Origin of the sequence: Falsiroseomonas sp. (genome assembly GCF_030695085.1) — a bacterium.
GTDB lineage: Bacteria > Pseudomonadota > Alphaproteobacteria > Acetobacterales > Acetobacteraceae > Falsiroseomonas.
Map to the genome: position 1 here is coordinate 40,190 of NZ_JAUYTS010000024.1, position 17,261 is coordinate 57,450.

At 69.7% G+C, this 17,261-nt stretch carries 8 protein-coding genes, 1 tRNA gene and 1 pseudogene; 8 read left to right on the forward strand and 2 right to left on the reverse strand.

What is annotated here, in order from left to right:
* Window positions 1–101: 101 nt before the first annotated feature.
* The 8 genes and pseudogenes from Q8S40_RS25215 to Q8S40_RS02475 form a co-directional block, all read left to right on the forward strand.
* Window positions 102–2,567, forward strand: a pseudogene (locus Q8S40_RS25215) (glycogen/starch/alpha-glucan phosphorylase); the annotation flags it as partial.
* Window positions 2,568–2,627: 60 nt separating this feature from the next.
* On the forward strand, window positions 2,628–4,862 hold the full coding sequence (gene glgB, locus Q8S40_RS25220; protein ID WP_408872165.1) for a 1,4-alpha-glucan branching protein GlgB: 2,235 nt from the start codon (window positions 2,628–2,630) through the stop codon (window positions 4,860–4,862).
* Complete coding sequence (gene glgC / locus Q8S40_RS02450) at window positions 4,846–6,117, forward strand: glucose-1-phosphate adenylyltransferase (protein WP_305669166.1); 1,272 nt, start codon at window positions 4,846–4,848, stop codon at window positions 6,115–6,117. The genes glgB and glgC overlap by 17 nt, the downstream gene beginning before the upstream one ends.
* A gap of 2 nt (window positions 6,118–6,119) precedes the next feature.
* On the forward strand, window positions 6,120–7,562 hold the full coding sequence (gene glgA, locus Q8S40_RS02455) for a glycogen synthase GlgA (RefSeq protein WP_371136791.1): 1,443 nt from the start codon (window positions 6,120–6,122) through the stop codon (window positions 7,560–7,562).
* Window positions 7,552–11,634, forward strand: coding sequence for a glycogen debranching protein GlgX (gene glgX / locus Q8S40_RS02460; RefSeq protein ID WP_305669168.1), 4,083 nt, complete (start codon window positions 7,552–7,554; stop codon window positions 11,632–11,634). The genes glgA and glgX overlap by 11 nt, the downstream gene beginning before the upstream one ends.
* A gap of 53 nt (window positions 11,635–11,687) precedes the next feature.
* Window positions 11,688–12,788 carry an alpha-hydroxy acid oxidase gene (locus Q8S40_RS02465; protein WP_305669169.1) on the forward strand — a complete coding sequence of 367 codons (1,101 nt, stop codon included), beginning with the start codon at window positions 11,688–11,690 and terminating at the stop codon, window positions 12,786–12,788.
* Between the two features lie 344 nt (window positions 12,789–13,132).
* On the forward strand, window positions 13,133–14,932 hold the full coding sequence (locus tag Q8S40_RS02470) for a hypothetical protein (protein WP_305669170.1): 1,800 nt from the start codon (window positions 13,133–13,135) through the stop codon (window positions 14,930–14,932).
* 280 nt (window positions 14,933–15,212) lie between these two features.
* Window positions 15,213–15,887, forward strand: coding sequence for a hypothetical protein (locus Q8S40_RS02475; protein WP_305669171.1), 675 nt, complete (start codon window positions 15,213–15,215; stop codon window positions 15,885–15,887).
* Between the two features lie 64 nt (window positions 15,888–15,951).
* Here the strand turns inward: Q8S40_RS02475 and Q8S40_RS02480 are convergent.
* Both Q8S40_RS02480 and leuB read right to left on the reverse strand, forming a co-directional pair.
* Window positions 15,952–16,028: transfer RNA gene (locus Q8S40_RS02480), tRNA-Arg, on the reverse strand.
* Window positions 16,029–16,087: 59 nt separating this feature from the next.
* A complete protein-coding gene (leuB, locus tag Q8S40_RS02485; RefSeq protein WP_305669172.1) occupies window positions 16,088–17,200 on the reverse strand; it encodes a 3-isopropylmalate dehydrogenase in 1,113 nt (370 codons plus the stop codon).
* Window positions 17,201–17,261 lie beyond the last annotated feature (61 nt).

The window sequence follows — 17,261 nt, forward strand, 5'->3', positions numbered from 1 at the left end:
TTTTTCATTTGGCGGCACCTGCTATTTGCTGCAAAGCAGCGTCGTTGGCGCGATCGTCCCAACGGCGTGCGATCACGCCTGCCCCCAGGAGCCGAGACAAGATGGACACCCCGACGACACCGAGCCTCGCCGCCGCGCCCACTCGGATGCCGGCGGATGATGCCGCCGCGCTGCGCGAGACCATCCTGCACAAGCTGACCTATGATCTGGGCAAAAGCCGGCTCGGCGCACGGGATCGCGACTGGTTCATCGCCACCGCCCTGGCGGTGCGGGACCGGATCGTGGATCGCTGGATCGACCTGACGCGGGCCACCTACCAGTCCGGCGCCAAGCAGGTCTATTATTTGAGCCTGGAGTTCCTGATCGGCCGGCTGCTGCGCGACAACGTGTCCAACCTGGGCCTGGTCGGCGCCATCCGCGATGCGCTGGAGCCGCTCGGCGTGGACCCGGAGAAGCTGCGGATCGCGGAGCCGGATGCGGCGCTCGGCAATGGCGGCCTCGGCCGGCTCGCGGCCTGTTTCATGGAGAGCATGGCCTCGCTGGGCATTCCGGCCTTCGGCTACGGCATCCGCTACGACCATGGCCTGTTCCGCCAGATCATCCGCGATGGCTGGCAGCATGAATTCCCCGAGGACTGGCTGAACTTCGGCAATCCGTGGGAATTCGCCCGGCCGGAAATCTCCCACACCATCGGCTTCGGTGGCGTGGTGGAGGCCGTGGCCGTCTCCGAGGCCAGCGTGAAGCTCGTCTGGAAGCCGGGCGAGACGGTGCAGGCGGTGGCCTATGACACGCCCATCGTCGGCTGGCGCGGCGCGCATGTGAACACGCTGCGGCTTTGGTCGGCACGCGCCACGGATGCGCTGAAGCTGGAGGCGTTCAATTCCGGCGACCATATCGGCGCGCTCAGCGAGAAGGTACGCGCGGAGAGCATCTCGAAGCTGCTCTACCCTTCCGATGAAAGTCCCGCCGGGCAGGAATTGCGGCTGCGGCAGGAATACTTCTTTTCCTCCGCCGCGCTGCAGGACCTGGTTCGCCGGCATATGCGCGTCTATGGCGATATCCGGTCCCTGCCCGATCGCGTGGCGATCCAGCTGAATGACACGCACCCCGCCATCGTGGTCGCGGAACTTTTGCGCATCCTGGTCGATCTGCATGACATTGCATGGGACGAGGCCTGGAACATCACGCGCCGCACGATCAGCTACACCAACCACACGCTGCTGCCCGAGGCGCTGGAAAGCTGGCCGGTTCCATTGATGGAGCGGCTGCTGCCACGCCACATGCAGCTGATCTACCTGATCAACGCCTTCCACCTGGATGAGGTGCGGAGCGGCAATCCGGGCGATGGGCGGCTGCTGTCCTCCGTCTCCCTGATCGAGGAAGGGCATGGGCGGCGCGTGCGGATGGGCCATCTGGCCGTGGTCGGCTCGCACAAGGTCAACGGCGTCTCCGCGCTGCATTCGGAACTGCTGAAGCAGACGGTGTTCGCGGATTTCCACCACCTGTTCCCGGGGCGTCTGACCAACAAGACCAACGGCATCACCTTCCGGCGCTGGCTCCAGCAATGCAATCCGGGCCTGACCGGGCTGCTGGTGGAAGCCTGCGGGCCGGGGGTTCTGGACAATCCGCAGGCGCTGGAGAAGCTGCGCCCACTGGCCACGGATGCGGTTTTCCAGCAGAAATTCGCCGCCGTGAAGCGCGCCAACAAGCAGGCGCTGGCAGCCCTGGTGCGGGACCAGTACCAGCTCAAGCTGGACCCGGACGCGCTGTTCGACGTCCAAATCAAGCGCATCCACGAATACAAGCGCCAACTGCTGAACGTTATCGAGGCAGTTGCGTTGTATGACGAAATCCGCAGCCAGCCGACGAAGAACTGGACCCCGCGGGTCAAGATCTTCGCCGGCAAGGCAGCGAGCAGCTACCACCGGGCGAAGCTGATCATCAAGCTGGCACATGACGTGGCCCGCGTGGTGAACAGCGACCCCACGGTGCGCAACCTGCTGAAGGTGGTGTTCCTGCCGAACTACAACGTCTCGCTCGCCGAAATGATCGTGCCCGCGGCCGACCTGTCCGAGCAGATCAGCACGGCGGGCATGGAGGCATCAGGCACCGGCAACATGAAGCTGGCGCTGAACGGCGCGCTGACCATCGGCACGCTCGACGGCGCCAATGTCGAGATCAAGGAACATGTCGGCGACGACAACATCTTCATCTTCGGCCTGACGACCGATGAAGTGGCCAAGCACCGTGCCGAGGGTATCCAGGGCTCGGCCGCCATTGCGCGGTCGCGCCGGCTGCAGGAAGCGCTGGAGCAGATCGAGGCGGGCGTCTTCTCCCCCGACGACCCGACCCGCTACCGCGAGCTGGTCGCCTCGCTCCGTGCCTCCGACTACTTCCTGGTGAGCGCGGATTTCGACAGCTACTTCGACGCGCAGCGCCGCGTCGACGATCACTGGCACAACCCCGCCGCCTGGTGGAAATCCGCCGTGCTGAACACCGCCAATGTCGCCTGGTTCTCCTCCGACCGCACCATCGCGGAATATGCGGAGGAGATCTGGAACGTGCCTGTGTCAAGCGAAGCCCTGCCCACGGATGAAGGTGAAGCGCCCATGATGGAAGCCTGGCAGATGCCAGCGGCCGAGCTTGAGGCGCTGCTTAACGCCCGCCATGGCGACCCTTTCGCCTGGCTTGGGCCGCATGAGGTGCCGGCTGGGCCGGAAGGTGGCGGCCTTGTGGTCCGCGCCTTCGTGCCGGATGCCGCAAGGCTGTACGTGCTGCCGGCGGAAGGCGGCCCGCCGGTGCCGCTCGACCAGCGCGACGGCGCCGGCATCTTCGAGGGAAAGCTGCCGCGACGCCGCCTGCCCTTCGCCTATCGCCTGCGTGCCGAGAATGACGGCGGCACCTGGGAGCTGGAGGACCCGTTCCGCTTCGGCCCGACGCTCGGCCCGCTCGATGACCATCTGCTGGTGGAGGGCACGCATCGCCGGCTGCATGAACGCCTGGGCGCGCATGTGGTGGTGCATGAAGGCGTGCAGGGCACGCGCTTCGCGGTCTGGGCGCCGAATGCGAAGCGGGTTTCCGTGGTTGGCGATTTCAACGCCTGGGACGGCCGCCGCCACCCGATGCGCAAGCGCGTCGATAGTGGGTTGTGGGAGATCTTCCTGCCGGGCCTTGGCGCGGGCGCTGCCTACAAGTTTGAAATCCTCGGCCCCGATGGCGAGGTGCAGCCGCTGAAGGCGGACCCCTTCGGCCGTGCCGCGCAGCTTCGCCCGGCCACCGCATCCTTGGTACAGGCGGATGCGGAATTCCCCTGGCAGGATGCCGACTTCCTGGCGCGGCGCGGTGCGCGCCAATCGGCCCGCGCGCCGATCGCGATCTATGAGGTGCATGCCCCGTCCTGGCGCCGCCACCCCGATGGCCGCTTCTATTCCTGGGACGATCTGATCACCGCCCTGGTGCCCTATGTCGCCTGGATGGGCTTCACCCATGTCGAGCTGATGCCGGTGATGGAGCATCCGCTGGATGAAAGCTGGGGCTATCAGCCGATCGGGCTGCACGCCCCCACCGCGCGGATGGGCGACCCGGCCGGGCTGAAGCGCTTCGTCCAGGCCTGTCACGACCATGATCTGGGCGTGATCCTGGATTGGGTGCCGGCGCATTTCCCGCAGGACAAGCACGGGCTGATCCGCTTCGACGGCAATGCGCTGTACGAACACCCGGACCCGAAGCGTGGTTTCCACAAGGGCTGGGGCACCGCGACCTTCGATTTCGGCAGGCGCGAGGTGGCGGGCTTCCTCGCCTCCAACGCGCTGTACTGGACGCAGGAATTTCACGCCGACGGGCTGCGCGTGGATGCGGTTTCCACCATGGTGCATCTCGACCACGGCCGGGCGCCCGGCGACTGGATTCCGAATGACGAAGGCGGCACGGAAAACCACGAGGCCGTCGCCTTCCTGCGCCAGGTGAACGCCCTGGTGGCGGAGGAAGCGCCCGGTGCGGCGATATTCGCGGAGGAGGCAACCTCCTGGCCCGGGGTCACGCATCCGGCCGAATCCGGCGGGCTCGGCTTCCAGTTCAAGTGGAACATGGGCTGGATGAACGACACGCTGCGCTACATCGCGCTGGATCCGCTGCACCGCCGCTGGCACCACAACCTGGTGACCTTCGGCATGGTCTATGCCCATTCCGAGAAATTCGTGCTGCCGCTCAGCCATGACGAGGTGGTGCACGGCAAGGGATCGCTGCTTGGGCGCCTGCCGGGCGACGACTGGCAGCGCTTCGCGACGTTGCGCGCCTATTACGGCTTCATGTACGGCCACCCCGGCAAGAAGCTGCTGTTCATGGGCGACGAGATCGCGCAGTGGCGCGAATGGTCCGAATCCCGGGAACTGGATTGGTGGCTGCTGCAATTCGGCACCCACCAGGGCGTGCAGAACCTGGTTCGCGAACTCAACCAGATCTACCGGGAGATACCCGCCCTGCATGCAGGGGATGCAATTCCGGAGGGTTTCCGCTGGATCGACGCGGATGACGCGGAGCATTCCGTGTTCAGCTGGCTGCGGATGGATGGCGAAGGTGGAAAACCCGTTGCGGTGTTGTGCAACCTCACACCCGTTCCGAGGTTACATCTACGCTTCGGCTTGCCGCAGGCAGGTGTGTGGCGAGAAGTGCTGAATACCGACGCGACGGGTTTCGGCGGTTCGGGCATGGGCAATCTCGGGCGTGTGGTGGCTGAAAACCTGCCCGCGCACGGCTTCCCCGCCTCGGCCGTCGTGGTGTTGCCTCCGCTGGCAACCATCTATCTGATGCCGGAGCATCTCGAGAACGAAACTGAGGGAGAAGACCATGCCGAACAGCCGTAGCCAGGCCTCTGCGCCCCTGGCCCGTACTGCCATGGCCTTCGTACTGGCAGGTGGCCGGGGTAGCCGCCTGATGGAATTGACGGACCGCCGGGCCAAGCCCGCGGTGTTTTTCGGCGGCAAGTCCCGCATCATCGACTTCGCGCTGTCCAACGCGATCAATTCCGGCATCCGCCGCGTCGCGGTGGCCACGCAGTACAAGGCGCACAGCCTGATCCGCCACCTGCAGCGCGGCTGGAACTTCCTGCGCCCGGAACGCAACGAGACCTTCGATATCCTGCCCGCCAGCCAGCGTGGCGATGGGCAGAACTGGTACCTCGGCACCGCGGACGCCGTGTATCAGAACATCGACATCATCGAGGATCTGGCGCCGCGCCACATGGTCATCCTGGCCGGCGACCATGTGTACAAGCAGGATTACGAGCACATGCTGCAGCAGCATGTGGAATCCGGCGCCGATGTGACGGTGGGCTGCATCGCCGTTCCGCGGATGGAGGCCACGGCCTTTGGCGTGATGCATGTGGACACCAATGCCAATATCGTGGCGTTCCTGGAGAAGCCGAAGGACCCGCCCGGCATTCCGGGGCGGGAAGATCTGGCGCTCGCCTCCATGGGCATCTACGTCTTCGAGACGAAATTCCTGTTCGAACAGCTGCGCCGCGATGCCGCGGACCCGGACAGCCAGCGGGATTTCGGCCACAACATCATCCCCTACCTGGTCAAGCACGGTAAGGCGGTGGCGCACCGGTTCGAACGGTCCTGCGTCCGCTCCAGCCAGGAAGCCGCGCCCTATTGGCGCGACGCGGGCACCATCGATGCCTATTGGGAAGCCAATATCGACCTGACGGATGTGGTCCCGGGCCTCGACCTGTTCGATCGCGACTGGCCGATCTGGACCTATGCCGAAGTCGTGCCGCCGGCGAAGTTCGTGCATGACGTGGAAGGACGCCGTGGCGAGGCGATCGCCTCCCTAGTCTCGGGTGGCTGCATCGTCTCCGGCGGCAGCGCGCGGCGGTCACTGCTGTGCACCGGCGTGCATATGCATTCCTACACCAAGGTCGATGGTGGCGTGCTACTGCCCTATGTCGATGTCGCCCGCGGCGCGCGGCTGACCAATGTGGTGGTCGATCGGGGCGTGCGTATCCCGGAGGGCATGGTGATCGGCGAGGACCCGATCCTGGATGCCAAGCGCTTCCGGCGCACGGAGAAGGGCATCTGCCTGGTGACCCAGGCCATGCTCGACAAGCTGGAGGCATGAGCCTGCGCGTCCTTTCCGTCGCCTCCGAATGCGTGCCGCTCGTGAAGACCGGCGGCCTGGCGGATGTGGTGGGCGCTCTGCCGGCGGCACTCGCCGAGCAGGGCGTACGGGTCACCACGCTGCTGCCGGGCTATCCGGCGGTGATGGCGGCGATGGGCGGGGGACGCGCGCTGCGACGGGTCGATGACCTGTTCGGCGGCCCAGCGCGATTGCAGCGTGGGGAGGTGGCGGGGATGGACATCATCGCCATCGACGCGCCGCACCTGTTCGCCCGCACGGGCAACCCGTACCTGTCGCCGCAGGGCGGCGAATGGGCGGATAATGGCGTGCGCTTCGCAGCCCTCGGCGCGATGGCGTCGCTGGTCGCGACGGGCGGCATCCGCGCCCTGAACTTCGACGTGGTGCACGCACATGACTGGCAGGCGGGGCTCGCGCCGGCCTATCTGCGCTATGCACCGAAGCGCGTGCCTTCCGTCTTCACCGTGCATAACCTGGCCTTCCAGGGGAAATTCCCGCTGGCGCTGTTCCCGCTGCTCGGCCTGCCGGCGCAGGCGCTGGCGGTGGAGGGTGTCGAGTATTTCGGCACCACCGGCTTCCTCAAGGCCGGGCTGTGGTACGCGGACCGCATCACCACCGTCTCCCCCACCTATGCCGCCGAGATCCGCACGCCGGAGATGGGCATGGGGCTGGATGGGCTGTTGCGCGGGCGGGCGGGCGCGGTCTCCGGCATTCTCAACGGCATCGATGAGGCCGCCTGGGACCCCACGAAGGACAAGCTGCTGCCGGCGAATTTCAGCGCCAGCAATCCGAAGCCGCGCGCCATCAACAAGGCCGCGCTGCAGCGCCGGCTTGGGCTGGATGAGGACCCGGACGCGCTGCTGTTCGGCTTCGTCGGGCGGCTGACCTGGCAGAAGGGCGTGGATCTCATCCTCGGTTCGCTGGGCACCATGCTGGGCCAGGGCGCCCAGCTCGCCGTGCTCGGCACCGGTGAGCCGGAGCTGGAGGCCGCCTGTCGCGCCGCCGCCGGGGCCAATCCCGGCCGGGTCGGCCATGAGATCGGCTATGACGAGGCGCTGGCCCGGCAGATCTATGCCGGCGCCGATGTGGTGCTGGTGCCGAGCCGCTTCGAGCCCTGCGGCCTCGCCCAGCTTTGCGCTCTGCGCTACGGCGCGCTGCCGCTGGTCGCCCATGTCGGCGGGCTGTCGGACAGTGTGATCGACGCGAATGAGATGGCGCTGGCCGAAGGCCAGGGCACCGGGCTGCACTTCTCCCCGGTGACGCGGGAGATGCTGGAGGCCGCGGTGCTGCGCATGGCCGCGCTGTGGCGGGACAAGCGGGTCTTCAACAAGCTCCAGGCCAATGCGCTGCGCTGCGACGTGTCCTGGACCCGGTCCGCCGCGCGCTATGCGGCGCTGTACAAGGATGTCGTCACGCATGCGCGCTGAGGCGGCAGAGGGCCTCCCCGAGCCGCTGGGCGCGACGCTGGACGAACTCGGCGCGAACTTCGCCTTTCCGGCGCCCGACGCCACCGCCGTGCTGGTCTGCATCTTCGACGCCCAGGACAGGGAGGTGGCGCGCATCCGCCTGCCCGGCCGCACCGGAGATGTGCATCACGGCCACATCGGTGGCCTCACCCATGGCCTGCGCTATGGGCTGCGGGTGGAGGGGCCATGGCAGCCCTGGCGCGGGCATCGCTTCAACCCGCAGAAGCTGCTGGTGGACCCCTGGGCCAGGGCGCTCGACCGGCCCTTCGTGCTGCACCCGAGCCTGTTCGACACCGGCGAGTCGCCGAGTGACGGCGACAGCGCGCCGCATCTGCCGAAGACCCTCCTCGCCGCGCCGCTGCCCGCCGCGCCGGGCCGCGCGCCCGGCGGGCCGCAGGTGATCTACGAGCTGCATGTGAAGGGCTTCTCGCAATCCAATCCTGCGGTGCCGGAGAGCCTGCGCGGCACCTTCGCCGGCCTCGGCCATGCCGCCAGCGTGGCGCATCTGAAGCGCCTCGGCGTGACCATGGTGGAATTGCTGCCGGCCGCCGCCTGGGTGGATGAACGCCACCTGCCGCCGCTCGGCCTGACCAATTACTGGGGCTACAACCCGGTGGCGCTGCTGGCGCCCGATCCGCGGCTCGCGCCGGGTGGCATGGCGGAGGTGCGGGCGGCGATCGGGGCGCTGCACGAAGCCGGCATCGCCGTGGTGCAGGATGTGGTGTTCAACCATACCGGGGAATGTGACGAGCTCGGCCCGACCCTGTCGCTGCGCGGCCTGGGCAATGCCGCCTTCCACCGCCTGCTGCCGGAGGATGGCCGCCGCTACGTCAACGATGCCGGCTGCGGCAACACCCTGGCGCTCGACCGCCACTGGCCGCTGCGGCTGGTGATGGATGCCTTCCGGCATTGGGCGGAACAGGCCGGGCTGGATGGCTTCCGGCTGGATCTGGCGACCACGCTCGGGCGGCGCGAGGCCGGCTTCGACCCGCAGGCGCCGCTGCTGCAGGCGATGCGGCAGGACCCGGTGCTGCGAAACCTCACCATCATCGCCGAGCCGTGGGACATCGGCGCGGAGGGCTACCAGCTCGGCCGGTTTCCCGCTGGCTGGGGCGAGTGGAATGATCGTTTCCGCGACGATGTGCGTCGCTTCTGGCGCGGCGATTCCGGCCGCATCGGCGCGCTGGCGACGCGGCTGGCCGGGTCGGCCGATACCTTTGTCGGGCGGCCGCTGTCGGACAGCGTGAACTACATCACGGCGCATGACGGCTTCACCCTTGCCGACCTGGTCAGCTACGCCGGCAAGGCCAACCACGCCAATGGCGAGGATAATCGCGACGGCACCTGGGACAACACGTCCTGGAACTGCGGCGCGGAGGGACCGAGCGACAACCCCGCCATCCTCGCCCGCCGCCAGCGGGACATGCGCGCGCTGCTGGCAACGCTGCTGCTGGCGCGCGGCACGCCGATGCTGGCGATGGGCGATGAGGCCGGGCGGAGCCAGGGTGGCAACAACAACGCCTATGCCCAGGACACGGCCCGCAGCTGGTTTGACTGGGCCGGGATGGATGCGGCGCTTTGCGACTTCACCGCGCGGCTGGTCGCCGCCCGGCTGGCGCATCCGGCACTGCACGGCACGGCGGCGCTGACCGGCCTGCCGGACGCGGCGGGCCTGCCGGATGTGCAGTGGCTGCGCCCGGACGGCGTGCCGATCCAGCCGGAAGATTGGCACGACCCATCCCGCCAGGCGCTCGGCGCCCTGCTGCATGCGGCGGGGGATCGCTGCCTGCTGCTGCTCAATGCTGGCATCGCCCAGTCCCTGACGCTGCCGGAGGCGCGCGCCGGCCATGGCTGGCGGCTGCTGGCCGACAGCGCCGATCCCACCGCCACCGCCCTGCCCGCGACCCTGCCCGCGCGCGCCGTCCTGCTGCTGGCCGAGGAACCCGCCACGCGGAGCGCGCGTCCGGCGCGCAGGGACGACGAATCCCTGGCGCGACTGGCCCGCGCCGCCGGCATCGACACCGAATGGCACCCGATCTCCGGCCCGCGCAGCGTGGTACCGGCCAGCACGCTGCGCGCCCTGCTCGGCGCGCTCGGACTGCCGGCGGAGGATGCCGCGGCGATCCGCGGCAGCCTCGATGCGCTCTCGGCGCCGCCCGGCCTTCCGGCCTCGTTCAGCCATCGTGGCGGCACGCCACCGCTGGTGCCGCTGCCGCTCTCCGACCGGCCGGTGATGCTGCGGCTCGACACCGAGGATGGCCGCAGCCAGCGCATTCCGGTGCCGCCCGAGGCCGGCACCACGCAACGCCTGACGCTGCCCGATGGGCGCGCCGCGGCGCAGCGCCTGGTGGCGCTGCCGCCCCTGCCGCCGGGCCGCCACCGCCTGTTCGATGAGGCTGCGCCAGACCGCACCTGCCTGCTCAGCGTGGCTCCCGCGCGCTGCTACATGCCGCCGAAGCTCGCCGGCGGCGGCCGCGGCTTCGGGATCTCGGCGCAGATCTACGGGCTGCGCGGCGCGCGGGACCAGGGGATCGGCGATTTCTCCGCCGTCGCGGAATTCGCCCGCATGGCACAGGCGCAGGGCGCGATGGTGGCCGGCCTCAGCCCGCCGCATGCGCTGTTCGCGACCGACCGCAGCCGCGCCAGCCCCTACCACCCCTCCGACCGCCGCTTCCTCGACCCGATCTTCATCGACGTGACGGCGTTGCCGGGCGCCGGCGACCTGCCGGAGTTCGCTGCGGCCCTGCCGGTGTTCCAGGCGCTGGCCGCACGCGGTTCGGTGGATCATGCGGCGGTCTGGCAGGCCAAGCGCAGCGTGCTGCTGGCCGCCTGGCGCGCGCTGCGGCACGAACCGCCGGACCTCATTGCCTTCCGCCAGGCGGGCGGGGAGGCGCTGGAGCATTTCTGCACCTTCGTCGCCATCGCCGACCATGTCGGCCACAGCGATTCGCGCGCCTGGCCCGCCGGTTTGCAGCACGGCGCCGATGCCGGCCTCGCGGACTTCCGCGCCCGGCACGCGGATGCCATCGGCTTCGCCGCCTTCCAGCAATGGGTGGCCGATACGCAGCTCGCCGAGGCTGGCCGCGCCGGCGCCGGGCTGTATCGCGACCTCGCGGTGGGCGCCGCGCCGGATGGCGCCGAGATCTGGTCCGGCGACAGCCGCTTCCTGCCCGGCTTCTCGGTCGGCGCGCCGCCCGATCCCTTCGCGCGGGATGGCCAGGTCTGGGGCCTGCCGCCGCCCGATCCGCGCCATGGCGCAGCACTCGGCCACGCCCCCTTCGCCCGGCTGATCCGCGCCAATATGCGCCACGCCGCGGCGCTGCGGGTGGACCATGTGCTCGGCCTGAAGCGGCTGTTCCTGGTGCCGGAAGGTGCCCGGGGGTCTGAGGGCACCTACCTTGCCCAGCCTTTCGAGGATCTGCTGGGCCAGCTGGCTCTGGAAAGCCTGGACGCGAAATGTCTGGTGGTGGGGGAGGATCTGGGCACGGTGCCGGCGGGCATCGGCCAGGCGCTGCAATCGGCCGATGTGCTGTCCTACCGCGTGCTCTGGTTCGAACGGCACGGCGCCCGCTTCACCGCGCCGGACCATTGGCCGGCGCGTGCGGCCGCCTGCGTCTCCACGCACGATCTCGCCACGCTGGAAGGCTTCTGGACCGGCGCGGACATCGCCGAGCGCGCGACGCTCGGCCTGCTGCCCGATGTGGCGGCCGCACAGGCCGAACGTGCCGCGGACCGCGCGGCGCTGATCGAGGCGCTGGCCCAGCACGGCCTGCTACCCCCCGGCACCCTCGCGGATGGCCCGATGACGGATACACTCGCCGCCGCGATCCATGGCTTCGTCGCCGCCACCCCCTCCGCCCTGCTGCTGGCCCAGGCCGAGGATCTGGCCGGAGAGGCGCAGGCGGTGAACCTGCCGGGTACGGATCGGGAGCGTCCGAACTGGCGTTTGCGCCTGCCGGTGCCGGTCTCCACCCTGGCAGCCCTGCCCCGCGCGCAGGCCATCCTTGCCACCTTGCGCCAGGCACGGGGGTAGGAAGCTCGGGGCCGGCGGGGCAGACTGCGCCGCCAATGTCCAAGGGGTGGGAAATGTCGACGGAAGCACAGCAACGGTTCCAGACGCTGCATGAGTTGGTGAAGGCGGCGAAGATCCGCCTTAACGCCAATATCTGGGACTATCTGGTCGGTGCGACCGAGACCGAGACCACCATGCTGCGCAACCGCGCCGCGCTCGATTCCTGGGCCTTCAAGCCGCGTGTGCTGCGCGATGTCAGCGCCGTGGACAGCAGCGGCGATTTCCTCGGCAAGCGGCGCATCCGGCTGCCGGTGGCACTCGCCCCGGTTGGGTCACTGGACAGCTTCGATCCGGGCGGCGCCGCCACGGCCGGCCGCGCGGCGGCGGAATTCGGCGTGCCGATCATCGTTTCCAGCGTGACGGAGCCGGGGCTGGAAGGCTCCGCCCAGGCCAATCCGGACGGCGCCAAGGTCTTTCAGCTCTACGTCCGCGGCGGGCCGGACTTCATCGACGAACATATCCGCCGCGCCATGGATGCGGGCTACGACGCCTTCGCCATCACGGTGGATACCGCCCATTACAGCCGCCGCGAGCGCGACATCGCGAAGCGCTTCGTCAAGCATTGGCGGGCGCGGTCTTCCGGCATGAACTACCAGGCCGCTTTATCCTGGGCCGATATCGCCCGCGTCCGCGCGGCGCATCCGGATGTGACGCTCATCCTGAAGGGAATCGGCACCGGGGAGGATGCGGAGATCGCGGTCGAGCATGGCATCGAGGTTGTCTATGTCTCGAACCATGGCGGCCGCCAGCTGGATCATGGCCGCGGCTCGCTCGAAGTGCTGCCGGAGGTGGTGCAGGCGGTGTCCGGCCGCGCGCGGGTCTGGATGGATGGCGGCATCAGCCGTGGCTCGGATCTGGTGAAGGCGGTGGCATTGGGGGCGGAGATGGTGGGGCTCGGCCGGCTCTATTGCTACGGCCTGGCCGCGGCCGGGCAGGAAGGCGTGCTGCGTGTGCTGCAACTGCTGGAGGATGAGGTGCAGACCTGCCTCGGCCTGCTCGGCGCCACCAGCTTCGCCGAGGTCAAGCCGGCCATGCTGGCGGCCGTGACCCCGGCGGTGCCGCCGCATGTGCATTCGGCATTCCCGCTGCTGGCGCAGCCCGAACGCGGCTATTAAGGGGGTCGGGCGGCGCGGGCGGCTTGCCCGCGGCACAAGGTGGGTGGAGTATTCGCCCACCGCCCTGGCAGGCCATGGCTTTACCGTCACCTGTGCCGGTTGACTGTGCCGGGCGGGCTTCGCAGCATCCGAACCACCGAGGAAACGTGCGAGCCACACGCCCCCTGCTCCGCCATGCCGCCCTGGCCTTTGTCCTGCTCGCAGGCGGTGGGCATGCCGTGGCGCAACCACGTGGCGGGCCGCCAGCGGCAGAACCGATCCCCCTGCCGCCACCCCCCGCCCCGGCCGAACCGCCCGCACCCGCCGCGCAGCTACCAGCGGCGGCGGCCCCCGTGGCCCCGTCCGTGGCCCCCTCCGCGACTGCGGAAGCGGCCCCCCTGCAACGCAGGCTCACCCTCGGGGAGATCGGCCTGCCGACCGGTCTCGGCTTCGATGCCGCTGGCACCGAGGCGAGTTTCCCGCTGCCGCGCGGCGTGCCCGGCCTTGCCGCGCGGCTGGCGCTGGAGTTCGAGCTTTCGGCCCCCTTCCCCGGCCGCCATGCGGTGGAACTGCGCGCCAATGGCCGCCTGCTGGGCAGCACGGCCTTCCCGCCCGGCAGCAGCCGCCTGACACTCGATGTCGCATTGGCGGAGGCCGATCTGGCCGAGACGGAGCTGCGCCTCGGCCTGCGCCTGCTGGGGGATACCGATCAGGCCAGCGCCACCCTGCTGCCCGCAAGCCACCTGGCGCTGCTGCTGCCCGACCCCGGCCAGCTTTCCGTCGCCGCCCTGTTCGGGCTGCTGCCGCCGGTCACGCAGGTGCTGCTCCGCCCCGGCCCGATTTCGGCGACGGAGGCTGCCGCGGCGCTTCGCATCGGCCTGGCCCTGGCGGCTTCGGGGCGGCAGGCGACCATCGCCAGCGCCCCGCCCGGCGTGGCGCTGGCTGGCCGTGGCGGCACCCGGCTGTGGGCCAACGGCGCCGTGCTGGTGGGCGAAGGGGCGGAAGCCGCGACGGTGCGGCTGGTGAACGGGCTGCCCGTACTGAGCCTGGGAGGCGCCACGCCGGAAAGCCTGGCGCGGCTGCTGGACAGCCCCTGGCGCGGCCTGGCGCTGGCCGAACGCCTGACCGGAGGCGCGGCGACGGAGGTCGCGCCAGCGGCCGAACCACCCACCAGCCTGCCCTTCACCGCCTTGCGCGGCAGCCTGGCACCGCAGGAAACGGCGCGCGCCGCCTGGAACCTCAGCTTCAGCCTGCGCGACCTGCCGCCCGGCACGCAGCCCAGCGGGCTGGAGGTGCTGCTGCGCGCCGCCCCCGACCCCGCCGGCGCGCCGGGCGTGGCGACCATCCTGCTGAACGACGTGATCCTCGGCAGCACCACCCTGACGGCGGACGGCCAGGGCCGCATCGCCCTGCCGGTGCCGGGCGAGGCCCTGGCGGCCCAGAACCGCATCGAGGTGGTGTTGCAGCGCGCCACGGCCAGCGGGCCGGCGCAGCTTCTGCCGGGCAGCCAGCTTCGCCTGGCGCCGGCGGGCGCGCCCCGCGACTTCTTGGGCCTGCCTGCAGCCTTCGGCACGGGGGTGGAGGTTCTGGTGGATGCGCCGGGCGGCGTGCTGGTGGCGGAGGCGCTGAACCCGCTGCTGTGGGTGCTGCGCGCGGTGGTGCCCGCCGCCGCGCCACTGCGGGTGACGCTGGCCGAGCCCGGCACGCCCGCCAGCCCCACCGGCCCCTTCGTCGCCGCCACCTTCGAGCCGCCTTCGGGTAGCGACCCGGTGCTGCGCTTCGATGCCGGCCGCATCCAGCTTTCGAACCGCGCCGGGCGGCCGGTACTGGAACTGGGCGGGGTGGCGCGGGCCATCTCGGTGCAGCTGGTCACGGCGGGCGGGCAGCCGGGGCTGTGGCTGCGGCCGATCGGCCCGCCGCCGCTGCTGCCCGCGGCGGCCCCGCGGCTCGACCGGGGGGATGTGGCACTGCTGGATGGGCAGGGCGTGGCGCTGGCCTGGTCCAGCACGCCAGGGCCGCAATTGCGGGTGGATTACCCGGACGCACCCCGCCCGGCGGGCTGGCTGCCGGCGCTGATGGCCTGGCGGCCCTGGATCGTCGGCGTGCTCTGGCTGGCGGGCTTCGTGCTGGTGGTCTGGGCCTTCCTGCGTCCGCGCCAGAGCTGATCCGGGTTACCGATCCGATGGCGGCCCGGCGAAGCCCGCTCCGGCCTGCCGTGGCACCGCCGGAACCATCCGCCGGCCCGCGGCACCGCAGGTGAAATGGCCTGATGCCAATGCCGCGGATCGCGGCTGGTCCGTCCTCACGCGCCGGCACATCGCTGCCCCCTGGGCGCTCACCCGCCTCGCGCGGGCGCGGGTCGCAACATCTGGTATAACGGCGCGGACACAATTGGAGTTTCGCCCGCCCATGTCGCAAGACGATCCGACGATTTCGCCGCCTCCGGTGCAGCTGATCTTCGTTCACCTGCCCAAGACCGGCGGCTTCGCCCTGCACGCCGCGCTGGAACGCGCCCTGCCCGCCGGCAGCGTGCTGCGGATTGGTGACAGCGCCGCGCAGCAGGCATTCGCGGCGATGCGCCCGGGACAGGTGGCGCCCTACAGCATGGTGAGCGGGCACTTCACCTTCGAGGAGGCGAAGGCCCGCGCCCGCCCCGGCGCCCGCTTCGCAACCGTGCTGCGGGACCCGGTGGCCCGCCTGGTGTCCGCCTTCAACTACATGTCCACCTGGGAAGACCACCCGCTGCATGCGAGCTTCCGCAACCGCGGCTTCGCCGAGTTCATCGCCGATTCCGGCCAGGAACTGGCCGCCGAGGCCTGCCGGCAGCTGACCGGCCGCGACACGGCGGCGGAGGCGATTCCGGTTCTCGAGAACCACTACGCCCTGGTCGGCACCACTGCCCGCCTGCCCGATGTCTCGCAACGCCTGCATCAATGGCTGGGCCTGGCACCGCAGGTTCCGGGGCGCGAGAACGTGACCGCCGGCCAGGGCCGCATGAGCCTGACAAGCGAGACCTGCGAGCAGCTTCTGGAGCTGACGCGGGAGGACCGCAAGCTGTTCCAGCACTTCGCCAGCCACCACGACGGACTGTTCATCCACCGCGCCTGTTCCGGCGTGTAAAGAACCGCTGAAACGCAGAAAGGCCGGATCAAAGATCCGGCCTTTTCTTCAGCAAGTTAACCCGTGGCGGACCCGAAGGGACTCGAACCCCTAACCCCCAGATTCGTAGTCTGGTGCTCTATCCAATTGAGCTACGGGTCCGTACGGGAAGCGCTAGATAGCGGGGGCTTTTGGATCGTGCAACCCCGCCATCCGCAATTCTATGCAGAGAGTTTTTCGAGCTCCCGCAGCACCGCTTCACCCATCACGGTGGTGCCCACGCGGGCCATGCCGGGGGCCATGATGTCGGCCGTGCGCAGCCCGCCGCCGAGCACCTTCTCCACCGCCTGCTCGATCAGCGTGGCATCCTCGTCCATGCCGAAGGACAGCCGCAGCAGCATGGCGAAAGAAAGAATCTGGGCGCTCGGATTGGCGATGCCCTTGCCGGCGATATCCGGCGCCGAGCCGTGGATCGGCTCATACAGCGCATGGCGGCGGCCATCGGATTGCAGTGCGCCGATGGTGGCCGAGGGCAGCATGCCGAGCGAGCCGGTCAGCGCGGCAGCGAGGTCCGACAGCACATCGCCGAACAGATTGCCGCCGAGCACCACGTCGAACTGCTTGGGCCGCGAGGCGAGCTGCATGGCGCAGTTGTCCGCGTACATGTGCTCCAGCTCGACATCCGGATATTCGGTGGCGCCGACCTCACCCACCACGGCGCGCCACAGGCGGCCGGATTGCATGACATTCGCCTTGTCGACGCTGGTCATCTTATTGCGGCGCTTGCGCGCCAGGTCGAAGGCGACGCGGGCGACGCGGGCGATCTCGTCCTCGTCATAGATTTCCGTGTCGATGCCGACTCGCTTGCCCTGCTGGTTCACATGGATGCCGCGCGGCTCGCCGAAATAGATGCCGCCGGTGGTCTCGCGGACGATCATGATGTCGAGGCCGCGCACCAGTTCCGGCCGCAGCGCGGAGGCGTCTATCAATGCGTCGAGCACAACCGCGGGGCGGAGGTTGGCGAACAGGCCGAGATCCTTGCGCAGCCGCAGGATGCCGAGCTCCGGCCGCTTGTCGAAGGGCAGCTTGTCCCATTTCGGGCCGCCGACGGAGCCGAACAGCACCGCATCGGCCGCACTGGCCGCGGCCACCGTCTCATCCGGGCAGGGCGATCCGGTGGCATCCAGCGCGGCGCCACCGACCAGGCCCTCGGTGATCTCGAAGGTGACGCTGCGGCGGCGATCCATCCAGTCGATCAGGCGGCGCACTTCGCGCATCACCTCCGGCCCGATGCCGTCACCGGGCAGGATGAGAAGCTTCTTGTTGGCGGGCATCGTTCGTCCTGTCGGGAAAGGCTCTCCCTCCCCCACCTTGCGGGGGAGGGTCGGGGTGGGG